At 65.6% G+C, this 20,601-nt stretch carries 18 protein-coding genes and 2 pseudogenes; 4 read left to right on the top strand and 16 right to left on the bottom strand.

Annotated features, from left to right (window positions below; genetic code table 11):
* Positions 1–113 precede the first annotated feature (113 nt).
* Positions 114–653 (bottom strand): ATP-binding protein, encoded by a 540-nt coding sequence (locus N4G66_RS19940; RefSeq protein WP_261705477.1) that lies wholly within the window; start codon positions 651–653, stop codon positions 114–116.
* A 208-nt stretch (positions 654–861) separates the two neighbouring features.
* Here N4G66_RS19940 and N4G66_RS19935 point away from each other — a divergent pair, with 208 nt between their 5' ends.
* Complete coding sequence (locus tag N4G66_RS19935) at positions 862–2,232, top strand: sporulation protein (RefSeq protein ID WP_261705525.1); 1,371 nt, start codon at positions 862–864, stop codon at positions 2,230–2,232.
* Between the two features lie 3 nt (positions 2,233–2,235).
* On the opposite strand, the gene N4G66_RS19930 is transcribed toward N4G66_RS19935, so the two are convergent.
* From N4G66_RS19930 to N4G66_RS19905, 6 genes and pseudogenes are all read right to left on the bottom strand, one after another.
* Positions 2,236–3,150: an aminoglycoside phosphotransferase family protein gene (locus N4G66_RS19930; RefSeq protein WP_261705476.1), complete on the bottom strand. Its 915-nt coding sequence runs from the start codon at positions 3,148–3,150 to the stop codon at positions 2,236–2,238.
* A gap of 282 nt (positions 3,151–3,432) precedes the next feature.
* Positions 3,433–3,537 (bottom strand): annotated as a pseudogene (locus N4G66_RS19925) (transposase); the annotation flags it as partial.
* Positions 3,538–4,001: 464 nt separating this feature from the next.
* Complete coding sequence (locus tag N4G66_RS19920) at positions 4,002–4,835, bottom strand: DUF6065 family protein (RefSeq protein ID WP_261705475.1); 834 nt, start codon at positions 4,833–4,835, stop codon at positions 4,002–4,004.
* A 127-nt stretch (positions 4,836–4,962) separates the two neighbouring features.
* On the bottom strand, positions 4,963–5,853 hold the full coding sequence (locus N4G66_RS19915) for a hypothetical protein (protein ID WP_261705474.1): 891 nt from the start codon (positions 5,851–5,853) through the stop codon (positions 4,963–4,965).
* 292 nt (positions 5,854–6,145) lie between these two features.
* On the bottom strand, positions 6,146–7,222 hold the full coding sequence (locus N4G66_RS19910) for a radical SAM protein (RefSeq protein ID WP_261705473.1): 1,077 nt from the start codon (positions 7,220–7,222) through the stop codon (positions 6,146–6,148).
* A complete protein-coding gene (locus N4G66_RS19905; RefSeq protein ID WP_261705472.1) occupies positions 7,219–7,449 on the bottom strand; it encodes a hypothetical protein in 231 nt (76 codons plus the stop codon). Before N4G66_RS19905 ends, N4G66_RS19910 begins: the two co-directional genes overlap by 4 nt.
* Positions 7,450–8,318: 869 nt before the next feature.
* On the opposite strand from N4G66_RS19905, the gene N4G66_RS19900 reads away from it, so the two are divergent.
* From N4G66_RS19900 to N4G66_RS19890, 3 genes and pseudogenes are all read left to right on the top strand, one after another.
* Positions 8,319–9,281 (top strand): IS701 family transposase, encoded by a 963-nt coding sequence (locus tag N4G66_RS19900; protein ID WP_261705471.1) that lies wholly within the window; start codon positions 8,319–8,321, stop codon positions 9,279–9,281.
* A 423-nt stretch (positions 9,282–9,704) separates the two neighbouring features.
* Positions 9,705–10,001 (top strand): annotated as a pseudogene (locus tag N4G66_RS19895) (transposase); the annotation flags it as partial.
* Positions 10,002–10,227: 226 nt separating this feature from the next.
* On the top strand, positions 10,228–13,248 hold the full coding sequence (locus tag N4G66_RS19890) for a Tn3 family transposase (RefSeq protein ID WP_261705470.1): 3,021 nt from the start codon (positions 10,228–10,230) through the stop codon (positions 13,246–13,248).
* Positions 13,249–13,372: 124 nt separating this feature from the next.
* On the opposite strand, the gene N4G66_RS19885 is transcribed toward N4G66_RS19890, so the two are convergent.
* The 9 genes from N4G66_RS19885 to N4G66_RS19845 form a co-directional block, all read right to left on the bottom strand.
* Positions 13,373–13,765 carry an MmcQ/YjbR family DNA-binding protein gene (locus tag N4G66_RS19885; protein ID WP_261705469.1) on the bottom strand — a complete coding sequence of 131 codons (393 nt, stop codon included), beginning with the start codon at positions 13,763–13,765 and terminating at the stop codon, positions 13,373–13,375.
* Positions 13,762–14,157: an MmcQ/YjbR family DNA-binding protein gene (locus tag N4G66_RS19880; protein ID WP_261705468.1), complete on the bottom strand. Its 396-nt coding sequence runs from the start codon at positions 14,155–14,157 to the stop codon at positions 13,762–13,764. Before N4G66_RS19880 ends, N4G66_RS19885 begins: the two co-directional genes overlap by 4 nt.
* 266 nt (positions 14,158–14,423) lie before the next feature.
* Entirely contained in the window at positions 14,424–14,909 is a 486-nt protein-coding gene (locus N4G66_RS19875) for a YybH family protein (protein WP_261705467.1), read from the bottom strand.
* Between the two features lie 46 nt (positions 14,910–14,955).
* Complete coding sequence (locus tag N4G66_RS19870) at positions 14,956–15,387, bottom strand: YybH family protein (protein WP_261705466.1); 432 nt, start codon at positions 15,385–15,387, stop codon at positions 14,956–14,958.
* Positions 15,388–15,456: 69 nt separating this feature from the next.
* Complete coding sequence (locus N4G66_RS19865) at positions 15,457–16,437, bottom strand: alcohol dehydrogenase catalytic domain-containing protein (protein ID WP_261705524.1); 981 nt, start codon at positions 16,435–16,437, stop codon at positions 15,457–15,459.
* A gap of 375 nt (positions 16,438–16,812) precedes the next feature.
* Complete coding sequence (locus N4G66_RS19860; RefSeq protein WP_261705465.1) at positions 16,813–17,733, bottom strand: SDR family oxidoreductase; 921 nt, start codon at positions 17,731–17,733, stop codon at positions 16,813–16,815.
* A gap of 266 nt (positions 17,734–17,999) precedes the next feature.
* Positions 18,000–18,479: a MarR family winged helix-turn-helix transcriptional regulator gene (locus tag N4G66_RS19855; protein ID WP_261705464.1), complete on the bottom strand. Its 480-nt coding sequence runs from the start codon at positions 18,477–18,479 to the stop codon at positions 18,000–18,002.
* 11 nt (positions 18,480–18,490) lie between these two features.
* On the bottom strand, positions 18,491–19,552 hold the full coding sequence (locus tag N4G66_RS19850; protein ID WP_261705463.1) for an alkene reductase: 1,062 nt from the start codon (positions 19,550–19,552) through the stop codon (positions 18,491–18,493).
* 83 nt (positions 19,553–19,635) lie between these two features.
* Positions 19,636–20,541, bottom strand: coding sequence for an NADP-dependent oxidoreductase (locus N4G66_RS19845; RefSeq protein ID WP_261705462.1), 906 nt, complete (start codon positions 20,539–20,541; stop codon positions 19,636–19,638).
* Between the last annotated feature and the right edge of the window lie 60 nt (positions 20,542–20,601).

Here is a 20,601-nt window from a genome sequence, read left to right as displayed (position 1 = left end):
GGTCCGAGGAGCCGCGCCCCGTACGGCCGAAGTGGGTCAGACTCCGGCCGGCGTCCGGACCGCCGCTTACTCCCGATCGCGTGAGAGTGGACAGGCGTGCGGCCCGGAGATCTCTACGTAGCGCTATCGAGGTCGAAGCGGACCCACACGGTCTTGCCTCCCGGGCCCTTTGGCGACCACCACACCGCGTCGGCCAGTCGCTGAATGATCAGCAGCCCCCGCCCCTGGTCTGGCAGCAACGCCTCGGAGAAGTCACCCACCAGCTCCGGCGACACAAACTCGCGCGCCGGAAGATCGGGCGGGGTGGAGTCCTCATCGGCGACGCCGATGAACAGCCACCCGGGCCATGCCTTCACGAGCACGTCGATCCGCCGGGCGGCACCAGGTTGGGTCAGGCAGTCGTCCGGCACCGCGTGGTGCACGACATTGCCGACCAGCTCCGAGACGACGAGCCGGGCATCGTCGACCATGTGGTCGAGCCCCCAGTCCTGGAGGCAGGCGCCCACCATGCTGCGGGCGGCGCATGCGGTGCCGGTGGACTCGTCGAAGAGCGTCAGCGCCCGGAAGTGCCCCGCTGAGGGATCCTGCGCCGCGTCACGCAGCGAGACCGCCCGCGGGATGTTCGCTCTGCGTTTGCTCTGCCGAGCATCCATTGCGTCCCCTGCCGACTGCCGACGAGCCCTGTAGCTCGTCGCTCCGTGCAGAACAGTGAACGGCGCGGGCCGCGGAACCGGGAGCGTTCACCAGGGGGTTCACGTGAACACCGGCAAATGCAAAGGGGGTTCACTGATGAACCCCTCCAATGTCGTAGCTCTGTGCCACGATGAATGTTCGCTGTCATTCTCGGGTTGGCAGGGGAGCATGAGCCGAGAGCCGAACGCACAGTTGATCGCGGTCATGACCGAAGCGAACGTCTCCAACAAGGGGCTCGCCAAGCGGATGCAGGACGCCGCGGCCCAGCGCGGAACGAGTCTCGGGACGACGCACGTCGCCGTGCAGCGTTGGCGAGACGGCGCGGGCATCCAGCCCCAGACGGCGGCCGTCATGGCGGACGTTCTCAGTGCCAAGCTGAACCGTCGCATCACACCGGCCGACCTCGGCTTCTTCCGCCAGCTCCAGCAGTCGGCGCCGCAGCCGATCGGCTACCCGGGCACCGTGTCTGACGTGCTGTCCATGCTCGAAGGACTTGCCGACGAGCGCGTTGAAGCCGTGACCCCCGACCATCTGACGATCGCGGACACTGATCTCAACTCAGCGGTCTTGTCGTGGATGATCGCGCGCCCCGACGGCGTCGAGGCCGACAGGCCCGCTCACCAACGCATCGGCATGCGCGACGTGCGGGCCATCCGAGATGCGGCAAGCATGTTCATGCAGCTCGATTTCAAGTACGGCGGAGGCCACGGCCACCGGGCACTGCGCCACTACTTCCGCCAGGAGGTCCTTCCGCTCCTGGAGGCCAGCTACAGCGAGAAGGTCGGCACCGCCTTATTCGGCGCCGCTGCCGAGGTCTCGCAGCTCCTCGCATGGACCTCGTACGACACCGGAAACCAGCGACTCGCCCACCGCTACCTGACGTCGACACTGCGTCTGTCACAGGTCATCGACGACCGCATGTTCGGTGCCCGCATCCTCGGCAACCTCAGCCACCAAGCCAACTACCTGGGCAACCACGCCCAGGCCATACAACTCGCGCGCGCCGCCGTCGAAGGTGCCAAGGGCCGGGCCACGCCACGAGCCATGGCGAACTACTCAGCCATGGAAGCCCGTGCCCTGGCCAATGGAGGAGACTCGATCGGCGCCGGCCGGGCGATGAACGAAGCGGAACGCCACTTCGAGCATGCCGACACCGCCGACGACCCCGCGTGGCTCGACTACTTCGACTCCGCGGAACTCATGGGCGAACTCTGCCACTGCTTCCGCGACCTCAAGATGCGACGCGAATCCATCGAGGCAGCGCAACGCGCAGTCGATCAGACAGACCCGAAGTACGCCCGCACCCTGGGGTTCTGCCGCATGGTGCTCGCCCAAAGCCACCTGCTGAACGGTGAACTGGAAGCCGCCGTCACGACAGCCAGTCTGGCCGTGGACGGCGGAGACACCCTCCAGTCCTCCCGCTTCCAGCGCTACGTGACCGACTTCCAAACCGAAGTGAGCATCCACGCTGCGAACCCCGTCGTGGCCGCCTTCAACGACCAGGTGCACGACGCCCTCGCCCGCCTGGACGACGAATAGCGGCTACCAGGGACGCCAGTCCCGAGGCCCGTCGTCATTGCGCAGCCCAGCGATACGCCGGCGATACTCAGCCGCCGTCCGCTCGTCCTCCTGCACGTTCTGCATCAGCCACGTCGTCATGCCGAACTCCTGCAACCCGCGCAGCGTCTCGTATCCGTGCCACTCGTACAGATCCCGCCCGTAGGCCCTGACGAAGTCGGCGTACTGCTCGTCGGTCTGCCATCCAAGACTGTGGTGCTCGACGGCGGTGACCATCTGGTCCCACTCAGGATGATCGAAGCAGAAGGCCTCGAAGTCGATCAGGATCACGCGCCCTTGATCGTCCACCATGAGGTTCTGCACGTGAGCATCACCGTGCACCGGCCCCTTGGGACTCTCGAACCGCAACTCTTCGAACTTGTCCCGCAGCTCCCGCCACCGCTTCCGCAGGAAGACCTTGTCATCCCCAGGAATCACCGCCCGATCGAGCCGCAACTCCTGCTTGTCAAAGGGATCGAACGAGGGCAGCTCCAGGTCAGCCGGCAGCGTCAAGGAGTGCAGATCCCTCAGGATCGCGCCCAGCTCCCCGTACGTTGCCTTGCGATCCCCCTCCTCGATCAGATGCCAGAACGTCACAGGGTGGCCGCCGACCATGAAGGGCTGTTCAAGATCCTCAACGACGCGCGCAGCGGGAAACCCTTCCGCCGCCAGCCACCGCGCCACAGCCACCTCGTTGCGCGACTTCGGCAGCCACTCTTCCCCGCGGGCCACCCGCACGATCACCGGCACAGAAGCCAGCCGGAACAACGCGTTTTCTCCGAGACGGATCAACTCCGCCCTTCTGTCATCGAGCCCCGCAGCCCGGCACGCGGCAACCATCACCCGCGTCGCCCCCGCCGACGTGAACCCGTCCCCCGATCGAGCAGCGTCAACCACCATGCCCGCACCAGCTCCCCTAGTCGCGCGCGATCCGCTGGCGCGGCAGGGGACCAACCCGACGCGCCAGAGCCGACATTGACCGTACCCATCTGCGGCAGGTCGACGCGAGGGGAGACGTGACGCTACCTGCAGCCACGGACCATCAGCTGAGGGCGTCGGCGCCCCGTGCGCACAGACTCCGAGCCGATCAGCTCGGCTCTGCATTGCGGCCGTCAGTCGCGCGGACCCAGCCGCGCAACGTGTCCTGGACCTGCTCGACAGTGCTGTCGTCGTGCACCAGCTGAAGTAGCAGTACACAGTGGGCCAACGCGGGCAGTCTTTCGGCAGCTGGCACCAGGCGCACCCGGTCCGCGCCACATAGAAGATCGCGTTCACGATCCGTCGACGTCGCCTTCTTCCGAACCCTGAGCAGCGCCAACCGCCATGCCCGAACCAGCTCCCCTAGTCGCGCACGATCAACCAGCGCACGCCTACGGGTGACCAACCCGCGTGCACCAGACACGACTCTGGCCGTACCCAACCCTGGGCGATCGAGGCGAGGTATTGCTTCATGGAAACGGCGCCCCAGCCTCTATGGTCGATGGGTGCCTCTCCGGGAGCTCAGCTTGGGAAGCTTGGGCTATCTACGGGCGGTTACTGACCTGCGGCGGAGCGGCAACGGGGCCTGGCTGGCCGGCGGGTTGGTCCCCACCATCCCCCGCGCGATCTGGCACGGTTCTTGCATGACCTCTTCGCCTCGAACTATCGGCTGGGAGGTCATCGGGGTCTAGCAGGCCGGGTCGGCCAGAAAATGACTGCGGTGGCGGTGATTGCCGAACTGTAACCACCATCACGCGTCGTAGAGCGGCTGGTCAGCCGCAACTGCATCCCGCTCCGGCGGGCACCGCTTCCGCTTTAGTGGCCTGACTGGTGCAGTCTGGTTGGCATTCGCGCCCCTCACTGCCCGGTGTTCCGAACGGCTGGAGGTGAAGTCGGGTCTGATGCTCCGGCATAGGGGTGTTGCCCTCAGCATCGCGGCCGCGGAAGTAGTTCTTCTGCCATTTCGCCTCTGACGGCCCGAGATCCGGAAGTCGTTCCAGAAAGGCTTGACGCGAAGCAGTAAATGCTTTACACCGGCGTTTCTCTTCAGCGTGGGACTCTAGACTCCGCACCTCTGGCTGGAATGCTTCCAGCTCACCGCGACGCTGAGGCACGACCATGCAAATCGTTTCACCCTCTTCGAAGGCGACTTCCGTGAAGGGACGTGTCATTTTCCAGTTCATGGTAAACGTTGCAGCCGTCCAGTCCGTCTCTACAACACCCTCCAGCGCACACACCCCATCCTTGGGGTAGTTCGCGGGGCCACGGACAAGCAAATTATACCCGGGCGGCGTACGGAAAAGATACGGGATATCCCACGTGATAATACCATGACCAAAATGACTACGGGCCAACGGAGCGGGCCCGCTCCGGTCGTGTGTAATAACTAGCGATTTTTTGCAGTCGCCGCCACTCCACTTCGCCTGGAAGTCAACAGTGTTATGGATTACCCAGCCACTCTGATTCGCAATAAGAAGAGGCAAGCAGCGATTGGCGAACCTCTGATCAGTCACTGACATCCAGTCGCGGTTTGGCGACGCCACCGTGATCGGCATAACCTGACTGCATAGCGAGTACGCCGTCAAAGTCAGGTTACTGCTTCCCATCAAGACTCCTCGTGGGTCGTCTCCGGCCCATCAGGGTCACCAACAAGGGCCTGACGCTAAGGATCTCACGAGGCGTGAGATCCCATCAAGCAATGACACACCATCCTGCAGCCAGGCTCTTGCGCGATCAGGTCAAAATCTCCGTGGCACCCGTAAGATTCTTTACTACTTCTAGCAGCCTCTCGTATACACTCCCCGACCAGGCTGGCGAATGGGTCTTACCTTCAACCCTACACACAACGCCATATTCACAGCCAGCGATTAGCCGCTCGTATGAAAGTCTCCAATCTTCTTGCTCCTCGGAGTAGACCCCCAGTAGCATCAAGGACCTCAGAAAAGTCCATTCAGAGACTTGGTCGTTAATCCTCCGGGCCAGCCGAACACCTTTCATGTAAACGCCAAGCGCGAGTTCATCTTCCTTGAGTCTCTCAAGTAAATCACCATACTTTTCGATAAACCGCAACATCGTCGTTGGCGGGATGGAATCAAAGGTTCCACCAATTACCAGAATAGCCAACTTTCGAATCAGGACAGCAGTTTCCTGCCCCAGTGCCAGACGGCTTTCCATGCCATAGAGCATCATGACAGCCTGGTAGTACATATCCACGCCGACTGGAAGACTAGTTGCGCTCTCGAGAACGTCGCCATGCCAGCCAAGACGGGATTTAGCGATTGTCATCCCCTCGTTAACCAGATAGTGCAACCCTTTCCGTGGATAGGGGATCAGTTCACCCTCGTTCACCAGGGAGCGGATTCCAGCATGCTCGATGAATTTCAGGCTGCTAATGAACTCGAGTGCACCGTGAAAATCTCGGGCCTGGAAGAATGCCTTTAGAGAGTCGATCACGTAGACAGCTCGAGGAACTCCCTTCATGTCCGGATCATCGTCCAGGATCACCGACCAGATCTGTGGAGTGATTCGACACGGCCCAAGGTGAACCTCTCTACCCAAGTTAATCGAGTAGACATCAGAAAAATGCGCCAAGGCGCCTTTTGTTTCCCCTTTGAATCCCAGCAAGCGCCCCATATTCACCCACGGGTCGAGAGCCAGGTGGAGAAGATGGGCCGACCGTCTCGGAGGGAGACCATCCGCTTGATTTGCGATCCAGAAGAGTTGCGCTTCGCAGATCTTTCTTGCCCTATCTAGGTCCCCTAGATAGGCAAATACCAGAGCGGCGTTACTAAGAGATGAAATTACCTTCGCGCGTTCATCGGACTCTGGCGGAGTGCCCCTCTGGAAAAACTCGATCAGCCTTTCAGACCAGCACCCCAAAGGGGAACGGGGAATTCGATGATAGTGATACAGGAAATCATTTACCGACTTCGACATCGCCACTCTTTGTAGAGCCAGGGGGACGGACTCCGATCTGCATGAGAACCGGTTCTCCTGCAGATCGCGGGAGACCCACAAGTGGACACCCAAGAGCCTTGGAAGAATCCTTGCTCCAGCCCCTGAGCCAGGGCCCCAGACTTTCCTCCCGCAATTCGAGAGTGCCATCCTCAAGCAGACGGCCAATGCTGTTTGCGGGGTCAGACAACGCTACTGTGCACTTCCCAACGTCACCAGAAGCCCTAATTAGGAGCGAGTTAGGTCGAGACGCATAACAGACGTTGCCTGGGCGGTAGACCTTTTCGCTCCCAGCTTGCCCGCGAATAAGCTCCTCTAGCGCGCTGACCGCTTGAGTTGCTTCAGCATGCCCCAGGACATTGAATTCACTATCATTTGGGCCACCCCAGTGGCCCACAGCCTTGGGGAGGATGACGAATCTGCTGTCCTTCAGGAATTCCTTGCGAATTCCGAGTAGAAATTCAGGCATCACATCCAAGTTAGCTGGCGTGACATGTACCCGCAGGGTTACGCTGATGTCGAGAGAACTCGATCTAAGGTCCAGGAGATTGGTCCAAATCTTTTGGAATGACCCTCCCCCATCGCGTCGAATGCGCGTTCGGTCATGAAATTTTTCAGGACCGTCAAGCGTGATCTGATAGTGTCGAATGTTGAGCTTGTGCAGCCGTTTGGCGGTCGCCAGGTCGAGCTTATAAGCGTTGGTTGTTACCTCGCTCGTGTAGGTGATTCCAGGCGCCGTGCGTGTGAGCATCAGTACCGATTCAGAGATATCCTCGATTACCTTCTGGGCGATCAACGGCTCCCCACCGAACCAGCCGATGTGGAGCTGCCTGAGGGTAGGGATTCGACGTTCCAATAGCCGCTTTACACCCGTAACTACGGGAGCCTTCATGGTGCCTACGCTGAAGTCCTCGTAGCAGTAGACGCAGCGAAAGTTGCACTGTTCAGTAGGGAGCACGATGAGATGCAGGATCTCATCGCTGAAGGCCGTTAGGATTTCCTCGTCCAGGACGCCTGGGATGGCAGCGGTATCAGTCACTGCAGCGCACAGCCCGACTGCATGGGGGGCGGCGGGACGGTGCAATGGCACATGCTTCCGTTGCTGTCGTCCATCCTCGCCAGCTTCTTCACGTCGAGGAGATCCCTCAGCTCGTTCAGACGGGCTTCGACATTCGGGTCACTGCTTCTGATGCGACCGCTCTCGTCGATGCTGACTTTATCGGTGTCGAGCTCGTCAAGCAGATCTCGTAGGGAACGCTGAGTCATTTCTTCTTCCTTGCACTCAATGACAGGGTGGCGGGCGCTATGGCCGCCTGCGCCCCAATCTTTACCATGCAGGTCATCACTTCGAAACTCAGAACCGCCTCCGAGTGGCCGTGTCCGTATACCGAGGGGAAGCCCGCCAAGTAACCGGACACTCCACTTGTGACTGTGACCTGGGCATATTCGCTACAGGGGCAGGCGGAGACGCAGCTGTGACCTCCTCCCTGGCCTTTCCTCTCAATGGACCAAACGAGTGTCGAAACGCAGCCGACAGATCGAAACTCCTTGGGGAGTTGGCCGTTCCATCCACGGGATTCGGGTCGTAGGCCATGCCTGACAGGTGCCGACGCGGCACCCTAAGGGCTGTCCCGTAATCCCCGGTGGATCAGCGCGCGGCGTCAGATGCTGGGGGCCCCTCCCACGCCTTTCGGGCTGTGGGGGAGCATCGCAAGGCGGAGGGTCGTCCTCATGCTGGGCGTATCCGGGCGATCCGACAACGCGGTGTGGGGGTCCCCCCTGCCCGAAGAGCTTGGGGGAGTGCCGTAGCTGTCGTCGTGCGCCCGCCGGGGATCACGGGACAGCCCTCAGGAAGGTGAAGCTGATTTGGCGCGAGTGATCATTGCCTCGTAAGCTTCCAGTGCGGTGGGCAGACTGTGGACCTGCCCGGTGAAGCGCGACGTTGGGGTCATGATTTTTTGAGGCTCGCGCCAAATTGATTGCCTAATACTCCAGCAGCACTTTGACGTTTTCCCTGTTCAGGGGCGGTTTCGGTGAGTGTAGTGAGCTGATTGCCGGCCTGTGTTCTCTTTCCCGGGCCGCCCCTCGATCGTGTGCAGCCGCCGTCGGTAGTGGCAACGCTCTGGGCTCCTAGCGTGATTGACGAGCGTGCAGTTGAGATCTGGAACGACGAGCTCGAGGAACTGTTCCTGCGTACCGGCCACCGCTTCAAGCGCGTCGAGCCGCGTCGCAGGATGCGTGACTACATCCGTGGACTGCTGGGCCCGGTCGGCCGAAAGAACGGCTGGCAACTGGCCGAATACGCTGAAAACCGAACCCCTGACCGCCTGCAGCGGCTCCTCAACGGCGCCCGGTGGAACGTCGACGAGCTCCGCGACGACCTCCAGCACTACGTAACCGAACGACTCGGCGAGCCCGACGGCATCCTCATCCTCGACGACACCGGCTTCCTGAAGAAGGGCACCACCTCGGCCGGCGTGCAACGCCGGTACTCCGGAACCGCCGGCCGCACCGAAAACTGCCAGATCGGCGTGTTCGCTGCCTATGCCACCACACGCGGACGCGCCCTGGTGGACCGGGAGTTGTATCTGCCCAAGTCCTGGACCACCGACCGCGACCGCTGCCGCGCCGCCCACATTCCTGACGAGCGCACCTTCGCAACCAAGCCTGACCTGGCCAGGGCCATGGTGCTGCGGGTGATCGCCTCTCCGCTGCCGATCGCCTGGATGACCGCCGATTCCGCCTACGGCCAGCATGCGGCGCTTGCGCCGCATGCTGGGAAGAGACCGCCATCGGCTACGTCCTGGCCGTCCCGAAGTCCCAGCAGGTGCCGCACTTCGGACGCATCGATCACCTCTTCTCCCAGACACCGGGCGAGGCATGGGAGAGACGTTCGTGCGGTGACGGCGCGAAGGGCCCGCGCCTCTATCTCTGGGCCGCCCTGCAGATCACGTCCATCGAGGACTTCGACGGCGACATGCCCACCCACCAGCGGTGGGCACTGGCACGCCGCAGCATCAATCAAGCCCGACGAGATCGCCTACTACCTCGCCGGTGGATCCGGCACACCACGCCGGAGAAGACAGAAAGCATTCTGACGCTTGCTGCAGGCAACCTCAGAATGTCCTTACGACAGCAAACACCTTGTTAACCGGCATTGACCCAGGCCATCGCGGTACCGCTTCCAAGCAGTGGCGGCACGGCTGACCAGCGGGTATAGCGCGAGTGGTACAGGATCTCCCAGTGGCGGATGGTTTTATCGTGCTGCAGTGCGACTGTGCGGGCAGATTCGCCGGATCGTTGGCTGGTCCGCCGCGACAAGGAAAGAGACCCGCTCGTCCTGGAAGCCCTGGACATGGCCTTTTGGCAACGCGATTGGGACGGAATCCCCCCAGAGCCAAGACGAGTTGAGACTTCACGCCGATGCCGGGTCACAGGGTGGATTCAACCGGTCGTCGCAACACTCGCAGTGGTGGGAGTGTGATGGGCAGGCCGGCAGGGTGAATGAAGGCGTTGACGCCCAGTTCAAGCTCGACACTGGCGTCGCGGTCTACTTCGCGGACCCGCACAGTTCCTGACAGTGCGGGACGAACGAGAACGCGAACAGGCTTCTCCGCCAGTACTTTCCCAGGGGCACCGACCTGGCCAGGTGGTGGCCAGATGAGCTCCAGGTCGTGTCTCACGCCTCAACAGCAGGCCCCGGAAAACGATCCGGTTGGAAGACGCCCGCTGAAGTCCTGAACGATGACCAGTTCCACTACGACACCGCACCGGCCAACGGCTGGCCCATCGCCGCAAATGGTGACTTCGAGGACTAGTGGCGCTACCACGGGCATCGCGGACACCGGCGTCTCCATCCCGTCTCCCGCCAGCAGGAACACGGGCCTACACGGGTTCCAGTAGTTCCCGCCGAAAAAACAACGCTAAGCCTGCGAGGCTCCCCCTGATCTGGGGTGATCTAGGGGAAGGCGGGGCGGTGGCCCGTTGCCGTGCGCAGGGTGGCTCGTTGGGCTGACCGGGTGACGGTGATGGGAGGGCGGGCGGATGGCGACGAGGGTTTTCAGTGATGAGGAGCTGGAGGCCCTGCGGTCGTTCCCGACGATCGGCAAGGACGAGCTGATCCGGTACTTCACCCTCACCCCGGCGGACGAGGCGTTCCTGCGGAAGTTCCGCCGGGCCCAGAACGTGCTCGGCGCCGCTGTGCAGTTGTCTGCCCTGCCTTGGCTGGGCTTCGTCCCCGATGATGTGTCCGCCGCTCCGCCTGCGGCGGTCGGCCGCCTGGCCCGCCAGCTTGGGCTCGCCGTCGCCGATCTGGAGGGCTACGGCGAGCGTGAGCAGACCCGTACCGATCATCTGCGGGAGATCGCCGAGTATCTGGGGTGGAAGCAGGCGAAGACCATCGAGCTCAAGGAGTTGGACGAGTTCCTGCTGGCCCGCGCGATGGAGCACGACGCCCCGAGCCTGCTGTTCCGGCTGGGCTGCGAGTACCTGCGTTCGGCGAAGGTGATCCGGCCGGGTGTCGTCTCGCTGCTGGAGAAGGTTGCCGCCGCCCGCCAGGCCGCGGAGAACGAGACCCACGCCCGCGTGGCTCATCTGCTGAACCCCGAGCGGGCGCAGGGCTTGGACGGGCTGCTGGTCTTCGATGCGCAGCTGCGGTCCTCGCGGCTGCACTGGCTGGTGACCGGTCCGGTGCAGGCGTCGCCGACGAGCGTGGGTGGCGAGGTCGAGAAGCTGAGGTTCCTGCGGGGACTTGGCGCGGACACACTCGACATGTCGTCCCTGCCCGCCGAACGGCGCCGCTACCTGGCCCAGATCGGGCGCCGTCTGACCGCGCAGGCCCTGGTGCGGCGCGAGCCGAACCGGCGCCATCCGATCCTGCTGACACTGCTCGCCCAGTCCTCGATCGATGTCCTGGACTCCGTCGTCCAGCTCTTCGACCAGACCCTGTCGGGCTCGGAGTCCCGCGCGCGGATCAAGCTGCGCGAGGTGCTTGCCGAGCGGGCCAAGCTCTCCGAGGACCGGCTCGCCCTGCTGGAGGAGATCCTGCCCGTGCTGGCCGATGCCGGTATCTTGGACGAGGCGGTGGGGACGCTGCTGCGCGGGAAGATCGGCATGTCCCGGCTGCGGGCCGCGCACGCCGGGACCACGGTGCGGTTGCCGAAGGACCACGGGCACCTGGCGCTGCTGGAGGGCTCCTACACCTACATCCGGCAGTTCGCACCGAAGGTGCTTCAGGCGGTGCGGTTCGCCGGCGGCACCGACGCGCAGCCCCTGATCGAGGCGCTCACGATCCTGCGGGAGCTGAACGCCACCGGCGCCCGCAACGTCCCCGACAACGCACCGACGCTGTTCGTGCCGACCCGCTGGCAGGGCTACCTCGACGAGGCCGCGGCCAAGGGCGACGCAACCGCGTACCGGCACTACTGGGAGCTGTGCACGCTGCTCGCGCTGCGCGACGGCCTGCGCTCGGGAGATGTGTATGTGCCGGGCTCGCGCCGCTACGACAACCCGGCCGCCTACCTGTTCAAGCCCGCCCAGTGGGAGACGCACCGCACGGAGTTCTGCCGCCTGGTCGGCAAAAGCCCCGACGCCTCACAGGCCCTGCCGCTGGTGATGGACGAACTCGACGAGGCCCTGACCGACCTGGAGGAGGTCCTGGGGCGCGGCGACGGGCCGGTCAGGTTGAACGACGCCGGCGAGCTGGTCATCTCGCCGCTGACGGCGGAGGACATCCCGTCCGAGGCCGAGGAGCTGCACGCCGAGCTGGAGCGGATGCTGCCGAACGTGCCGATCGCCTCGCTGCTGGTGGAGATGGACCGGCACACCGGCTTCCTGGACTGCTTCGTCCACGCCGGCGGCAAACAGGCCCGCTCTGCGCAGCTCAAGAGGAATCTGATCGCCTGCCTGATCGGGCTCTCCACGAACCTCGGCCTGCACGGCATGGCCGCGTCCTGCGGCATCCCCTACGACGTGCTGGCGTGGACCGCGGAGTGGTACATCCGCGAGGAGACGCTCCGCGAAGCGAACATCTACCTGGTCAACTACCACCACAAGCTGCCGGTGACCGCGATGTTCGGCTCCGGCACCCTGTCCTCCTCCGACGGCCAGCGGTTCCCCACCCGGGGCAAGTCGATCACAGCCCGGCACCTGAACAAGTACTTCGTGTCCGAGGGCATCTCCACCTACACCCACGTCTCCGACCAGCACTCCACCTTCGGCACGAAGGTCATCGTGGCCACGCACCGCGAGGCGCACTACGTGCTGGACGAGATCCTGGGCAACGCCACCGACCTGCCGATCACCGAACATGCCACGGACACGCACGGCGTCACCCTGGTCAACTTCGGCCTGTTCGACCTGGTGGGAAAGCAGCTCTCGCCCCGTATCCGCGATCTGGGCAAGATCACCCTGTACCGGGTGGGCGCCAAGAGCGACTACGAGGAGCGGTTCCCAAAGGCAGGACCGCTGCTGACGAAGAAGGCCAACCTCAACCTGATCGCCGATCACTGGGACGACCTGCTGCGGCTGGCGGGGTCGCTGAAGTACGGGCACGCCACCGCCTCCCTGATCGTCGGCAAGCTTTCGGCGTCTTCCCGGCAGAACGCGCTGGCCGCCGCGCTGAAGGAGTACGGCGCGATCCGCAGAACGATCTACGCCGCGAAGTACCTGTCGGACGAGGGCTACCGGCGCAAGATCGCCCGGCAGCTGAACAAGGGCGAGTCCTTGCACGCCCTGCGCCGCCAGCTCCACTACGCCCGCGAGGGCAAGGTCACCCGCCGTCAGCCGGAGCAGCAGAACGAGCAGGCGTGGTGCCTGACGGTGGTGACGAACGCGGTGGTCTGCTGGCACACCGAGTACATGGGCCTGGCCGTCGGCGAACTGCGCGGGGCCGGCCGCGAGGTGGACGCCGAGGTCCTGGCACACATTTCGCCGGCCCGCAGCTCGGTGGTGAACTACTACGGCTCCATCACCGTCGACTACGAGCACGAACTGGCCCAGCTCGACGACCAGGGACACCGGCCGCTGCGGACCGTGGCGACGGACGATCCCGGAGCCGGGCTGTAGAGCAGCGAATCGGCCACGGTGAAGTGCCGGGCGCGGAGACGCGATGAGGCGACGTCATCGCCAGCTCCCAGAGCCGCCTGGCTGATCTGAGGCCGGCCAGTGTCCAAGGGGGCGCGGCCAACGTTCACCTGGCGGCCGCGTCCGGGCCAGGGGATCGCGGCGGGCGCTCGCTCTGTGGCAGACCGTCGACGACCAGGTCGTAGGAGTGCTCGACCGCATCGTTGATCAGCCGCTTCGTGATGCCCCGCCCGGGCCCCAGCGAGATCCAGTGCCTCTTGTCGAGATAGCGGCCCGGGGTGATCGAGGCGTAGCCGCGCTCCAGTGCCCGCGCGTGCTCGGGCTCGCACTTGACCGTGATGATCTGTTCCTCCGGGTCGTCGGTGACGATCAGGAACACCTTGTCCGCGGCCTTGTACACGTCGAGTCCGGGGGTGAAGGGGCGGCCGTGGCTGACGTCGGGGAGGGCGAGGGCCGTCTTGCGGGCGGTGTCCTGGAGGCGGTCACCGGCCGTGCTCACCGGGCCGCCCGCGTGCTGGTGCCGTAGGTGTGCGGGTCAACGGGCTGCTCGGCCTTGGGCAGGTGGGAGACGACGAGCAGGTAGGAGTCGGTGACGAGTTCCCTGACGAGCTTCTCGTTGACGCCTGTCCCGCCCTCCAGCGTGATCCAGTGTTTCTTGTTCATGTGGTAGCCGGGGGTGATGTGGCTGTTGCTTTCCCGGAGAGCGTGGGCCTCCTCGGGGTCCGCCTTGAGGATCACGACGGGGCGCCCGGGGACCTCGGTCATCAGCATGAAGACCTTGCCGCGGACCTTGAAGACCTCCCAGTCCGGGCCGAAGGGATGCTCCAGCTGGGCTGCGGGAAGTTCCTCCGCGCACTCGGTGGCGAACGTCTGCAGGGTCGATCCGTTCATGAGTGTTTCCTTTCTCAGGTGGTAGCGGGCTGAGGCGTCGGCCACGGACGCAGACGGCACGCCCCATCCTTTTCCCTGAAGCGGGCGAAACGGGCGGTAGGCTGCGGACACGTGATGGTCGACAAGCGACACCCCAGGCGTTCTGTCGGACGCCGCGGGCAGGCCGCGGTTCCCCTGTACGGTTTCCAGCCCCCGGTCGGCACTCCGTACCGCCTTGTCAACTCCGAGAAGTGGATGCTGCTTTAAGGCCTCCCCGGCAGGCCGCGCTACTTGCCGACGCTGCTGCGAAGCCACGAATCGCGCAGCTTCGGGATGCTGTCGGGATCAAACGCATTACGCAGGGACAGGTGCGCGTGCCTCAGCTGCCACTGGCCGTCGGTCTTGCGGAAGATCTCCGACATGTTCCACGACAGGAACAGCTTCTCCCCGCCGTTGTCGTCCGGCTGGTACGTATTGAAAGTGAAGATCAGCAGAACTTCGTCGTCGCTGAGCGGGCGCGCGATCTCGTTCAGGTACTCCTGCCGGATGATGCCCGAGGGGCCGGTGTGGATGCGCTTGAAATGCGCACGCACGGCTTCACGGCCGACGATCACGTACTCGGCGAGCGGATCGACGTAGTTGACGTCCTCGGCCAACGCGTCCATGTAGCCTGTCGGGTCGCCCGAGCTCCACTGCCACTGGATGGACTTCTCGAACTCGACGAGCGATTCGACTTCTTCGGGGGTCACGACATTCTCCAATCTGTCGGTCATGCTGGTTTTCGTTTTCGGTGTGCGCGCCGAAGGGGGCGTCTCCCGGTCAGGAAGCGATCTTTTCCGTCACGGTCTGGGCGAATGCCCAGTTGGAGTGCACGATGCGCCACTGGTTGTCAATGAGGCGGTAACCGTGAGTGGCGTTCCATGCGCGCAGCTGCTTCTCCCTGCCGTTCTCGTCGAGAACGTAGGTGTTCAGGTTGTACGCCAGGACAGCGAAGTCACCGCTGTCGCTGACGTGAACCTGCGGGTTGAGGTACTCGCTGCGAACGATGTGCGGGTTGGAGTAGATGGATTCGATCCATGCGATGACCTTGTCTCGACCGACCACAATGTTCTTGAGGATCGGGTCGAAATAGCTGACCTCGTCAGCGAACCCGTCGAGGTAGCCGCGGTTGTCGCCGACGCTCCACCGCTCGTTGAAGGACTTCTCCAGTTCGATGATGGTCTTGCTGATTTCTTCCTTGTTGACGCCCATGTCGATTCCTTTCGTGCATGCTGCGGCCGGCCGGCTCTGACCTGACCGGCGTGGAAGGGTGTGTGTTTCTCAGTCGTCGAGCAGCACGACGTGCTTGCCCGGCGTCGTGCCGGCCTCGACGTCGGCCTGGGCTTCGTGAACCTGCTCCAGGCCGTGGTAGACCTTCGCGACCGGGGCCTTGAGCCGCCCGGCGGCGATGGCTTGCAGTTGCTGCTGGAACACCTGCGCGGGCAGGTCGGAGGCCTCGCCCGCGTAGGCGGTCAGCCGCACCCCGCTCGGGATCGTGAACGGGCTGAAGTCGGGGATCGCCCACTGGCCCGCCAGGGCTCCGGTGAAGCAGACGGTGCCGTGGCGGCGGACGGTGCGGAAGGTGTCGGCGAGGGCCGAGCAGCCCACCAGTTCCAGTGCGGCGTCGACGCCGTCCGGCATCAGCTCGCGCACCTGGTCGGCGATGGTGCCGTTGTCGACCAGAGGATGGTCGACACCTGCGTCCCGCAGTTCCCCGGCCCTCTCCGAATTGCGGGTGGTGGACAGCACGGTGGCGCCGAGGTCCTTCGCGATCGTGGCCGCGCTCAGCCCGACCGTGGAGGTGCCGCCGCGGATCAGGAGCGTCTGCCCCGCCTGCAGCCCGAGGCCCGTGGCGAGGGAGCCGTAGGCGGTCTGGAACATCTCCGGCAGCGCACCGACCACCTCCCACGGGAGGCCGGTCTCGAACGGGATGACCTGCCCTTCCGGGACGGTCACGTACTGCGCGTACGAGCCGTCGAAGGACCGGCCCATGCCGCCCATCATGGTCGCCACCTGCTGGCCCGGGCGCAGAGCGCTGTCCTCGTCGGCCTGGTCGACCACACCGACACCCTCGATGCCGGGGATCCGCGGGTAGGTGACCTCCGGGTCCGACTCGCCCTTTCGGGTGGAGACCTCGGACTCGTTGACGCCGAACGCCTTCACCTTGATCCGCACCCATCCGGGCTGCGGCTCGGGCATCGGCACTGTGGTGACCTGAAGGGCATCCAGGCCGCCGGGCTGAGTGACGACGACCGCGCGCATCGTCGCAGAGGCGGCGCCTGCGGATGCTGCACGCCTGTCCATGCCAGCTCCTTACCTGTCGGGTACGGCCCTGCGGGGTCGCCCCGCTGCGGCCCGCGGCGAAGTGGTCGCCGCAGCACCTCTCGATCCTCTGCCGAAACCCGGCGAATCGCCCAGTCAGGTGCGGACATCTGGTTGTCAATGGGGGACACCTGGTGAAGCCCCGCGACCGCGGCGCTTCACCAGGTGTCCCCCATCCCCGACAGCGAAGCCCTGAGCGACCGCCCCATCACCCGTTCGGCTCGGCCGGAACCGTGTGGAGTGGCTCGGCCAGGAGGGATAGGCCGGGGCGTCCTGGTGAGGCCGCCGGGCAGCGAGGGTTGGGACGCGGTCCTGTCACCGGTGCTGTGCGGTGCGCAGCTCGTCGGTGAACCGGGCGAGGGCGTCCTCGGCCGTGGGGACGGGGCCGAACAGCTGCTCCTGGCGGCGGGGGTCGGCGACGTAGCGTCCGGTCTCGAACCAGCGGAACATCGCGGCCAGGTCCTTGATCAGGGGCATGAAGCGGCCGGTGACGGCTCCTGCGGCGCGGGCGACGGCGGACGGGACGGCCCACACCTTGATCTTCTTTCCGGCCCGGCTGCCCATCGCGTCGGCCACCTCTCGCATGCTGACCGGACGGTCCCAACCGATGTCGATCCGTTCACCGGCCTCGGCCTCGGCGTCGACCGCGGCCGCGAGGTACGCCGCGAGATCGGAGGTGTGGACGAAGGTCAGCGGGACGGTGGCCTTGCCGATCCACAGCATGCGGCCCTTGTCGACCGGGTCGCCCGCCATGCTGGCGACCTGGTCGAGGAACGCCCCCGGGCGCAGGGCGACGAACGGGACGCCGAGCTGTTCGAGCTTGTCCTCGGCGAGCTTCTTGTGCCAAAAGTGCGGGACATCGGGCGTCTGGTCGCTGGTGAGGATGCTGGTCAGGACGAACCGCCGGATGCCGGTGCGGTGGGCGGCCTCGGCGAGGTTGGCGTTGCCGATGGTGTCGATGTCGTTGGCGTTCTTGCCGCCGCGGGTGTAGCCGGCGGCGGTGGTGATGACCGCGTCGGCGCCGTTCATGGCGGCCACGAGCGAGTCGACGTCGAGCATGTCGCCGCGGGCGATCTGAACGCCCCGGCTTTCGAGCCGGCTGGCGTCGCTGGCCGGCCTCACCAGGGCGCGGACGTTCTTGCCGCGCTTGAGTAGTTCGTCGACGACCTTGCTCCCCAGGGAGCCGGTCGCCCCGACGACGAGGACCGGGAGGGTGGTGGGGTCGGTGGCAGGCATGGAGGTCTCACTTTCCATCAGGCTGACAGGCGGTGGCTGCAGACGGAGGCGCCTGCGCGCCGGGGGCTCATGATGGCGGGCCATGGGGGCGGATCCGCGGTACGCCTCGCCGCCACGTGCCGCGTGCGAAGGCAGCCGGGACGGGGTGGGTGATACGGCCGACCTGGAGGTGGTCGCGCCGCATGCGGGACGGTGTGCACCCCAGGCCGCGTGCCCCTTGTCACCTGTGGTGTGGCGTACGCGGGCATGGGGTGCACACCGGGGAGTCACGCGGACTCTTCTTCCGGCAGCGCGCGGCTGCTGATCGCCTCGGTGATGGCGTACGCGGTCTCCACGAAGGACTGCGCCTGCTGCTCCGACAGATTCCGGGCGGAGGTCTCCTCCAGGGCCTGCCACAGGGCCGCGATGGGCTCGCGCATGGCACGGCCCTTGTCGGTGAGGTGGACCACCATGACGCGCCGGTCATGTGCGGCCGGCTCGCGGATGACCAGGCCGGCGTCCTGCATGCGGCGTAGCGCCTTGGAGATGGTGGAGTGGTCCACGCCGAGGCATTCGAGCAGCTCGGACTGGGACTGGCCGTCCCGGTCGAGAAGGTGCATCAGCAGCAGTTCCTGTCCGGGATGCAGGTCCATCTCGCGCAGCAGGGTGGCGGCGTAGGCGCGGTGGGCGCGGGCGAGTTGGAAGATCGCGTAGCTCATCGGTCCTGCGCCGGCCGTCGTGGGGATGCGGGGGTCGGGGGTGGGCATGGTTCGTTTCCTCAGCCGGTGTGGGTGGAGTAGTCGGTGTAGCCGGCCGCTCCGCCGCCGTAGAAGGTGGCCGGATCGGGGGCGTTCAGCTCCGCGCCGGCGCGGAGCCGCTCGACCAGGTCCGGGTTGGCGAGCGCGAGGGCGCCGACGGAGACGAGGTCGGCCGTGCCGTTGTCGATGTCCTTGGCGCGGGCGGGCAGGTCGGTGCCGCCCCGGTTGAGGATCAGCGTGGTCGGCCACTGCGCGCGCAGGGCGTCAAGGAGGGCCTCGTCGCCGGCGTGCATCACGTGGAGGTAGGCCAGGTCCAGGGGGCGCAGGGCGTCCAGGAGCGCCGGATACAGCTCGGCGGTGTCGGACTCGGCGATGTCGTTGTAGGGGTTTGCGGGGGAGATACGGATACCGGTGCGCTCCGGGCCGATCTCGTCGGCCACCGCGGCGGCGACCTCGACCGCGAAGCGGATGCGGCCCTCGATCGAGCCGCCGTAGCCATCGGCGCGCTGATTGGTGTTGTCGGACAGGAACTGGTGCACCAGGTAGCCGTTGGCGCCGTGGATCTCCACACCGTCCGCGCCCGCCGCGACGGCAGCCGCAGCCGCGCGCCGGAAGTCCTCGACCGTCGCCGCGACCTCCTGCGTCGACAGGGCACGGGGCTCGGGCATCTCCTGGGGCCCGGACGCGGTGAACATCACGCCCTGGGGGCGGATCGCCGACGGGGCGACCGGCTGGCGCCCGTGGGGAGTGTTGTCAGGGTGGGAGATCCGTCCGACGTGCATCAGCTGGATGACGACCCGGCCACCGGCCGCGTGCACGGCGTCAGTGACCTTGCGCCACCCGGCGATCTGCGCGTCGTCGTAGACGCCGGGGGTCAGGAGGTAGCCCTGGCCGTCGGCGGAGGGCTGGGTCCCCTCGGTGATGATCAGCGCGTGCGAGGCCCGCTGGGCGTAGTACTCGGCGTTCAGCTCGGTCGGCACGCCCTCCGGCGTGGAGCGGTCACGGGTCATGGGGGCCATGACCAGGCGGTGCGGCAGAGATATGCCGCCGAGAGTGGTCGGCGTCCACAGGGCGTTCAGCATGAGGGGGTCCTTCGATAGGGCGGTGACCGGCCGGTCACCGTAAAGGCAGCGGGTGGTCGGGGGGAGGCGGTGGGCGGGCGTGCTCAGTCGACGGTCAGGACGAGCTTGCCCCGCACGTGCCCGGCGTCGCTGACCTGCTGGGCCGTTGCCGCCTGGTCGAGCGGGTAGGCGGTGACGGTGGTGACGAGCTTGCCGGCCGCGGCGTCCTGGGCCAGGGCGGCCAACCGGACGGTCGAGCGTTCCTGGGACCCCTGAGAGAAGGTGATGCCCAGCTGCCGTGCACCGAAGTCGGCGATGGTGACGATGCGCTCGGTGCCGCCCCGCAGGGTGATGGAGTCCTCCAGGGCTCCCTTCCCGGCCAGGTCGAACACCGCGTCCACGCCATCGGGGGCCAGCGCCTGCACCCGCTCGACCAGGCCCTCGCCGTACACGGTCGCAATGGCGCCGAGCGCGGTGAGGTAGTCCTGGTTGGAGGGGCCCGCGGTGGCGATCACGCGTGCCCCGCGGGCTGTGGCGAGCTGGATCGCCAGGGTGCCGACCGCTCCGGACGCGCCGTGCATCAGCACGGTCTCCCCGGCGGCGACATCAAGCTGGTTCAGGACCCGCTCGGCCGTCTCGGTGGCCACCGGCAGCGCGACCGCGTTCTCCCAGTCGAGGCCGGCGGGCTTGGGGGCCACGGTGGTGGCCAGCGCGTACTGGGCGTACGAGCCGGTGTCCGACCAGCCCAGCACCTCATCGCCGACCTGCACGTCGCTCACGCCCTCACCCAGGGCGTCCACCACGCCGGCGAGCTCGCCACCGGGGACGGCGGGGAAGGCCGTCGGGCGGACGGCCTCCAGCATCCCGGCGCGAATCTTGCCGTCCAGCGCGTTCAGCCCGGCGGCCTTCACACGGACCCGGACCTGGCCAGGTCCGGGCTGCGGGACCTCGATGTCCGCCTCGTGCAGCACGTCCGGGCCGCCAAACTGGTCGAAAACGATTGCTTTCATGATGACTCCATCCCTTCGGCCACCAGAAGTGTGGCTGGCCACATAACCAACGTAACAGTA

It is taken from the genome of Streptomyces rhizosphaerihabitans, assembly GCF_025399795.1.
Classification (GTDB): Bacteria; Actinomycetota; Actinomycetes; order Streptomycetales; family Streptomycetaceae; genus Streptomyces; species Streptomyces rhizosphaerihabitans.
The sequence above is the reverse complement of the archived record's forward strand: the minus strand, read 5'-3'. Positions and strand labels throughout refer to the sequence as shown.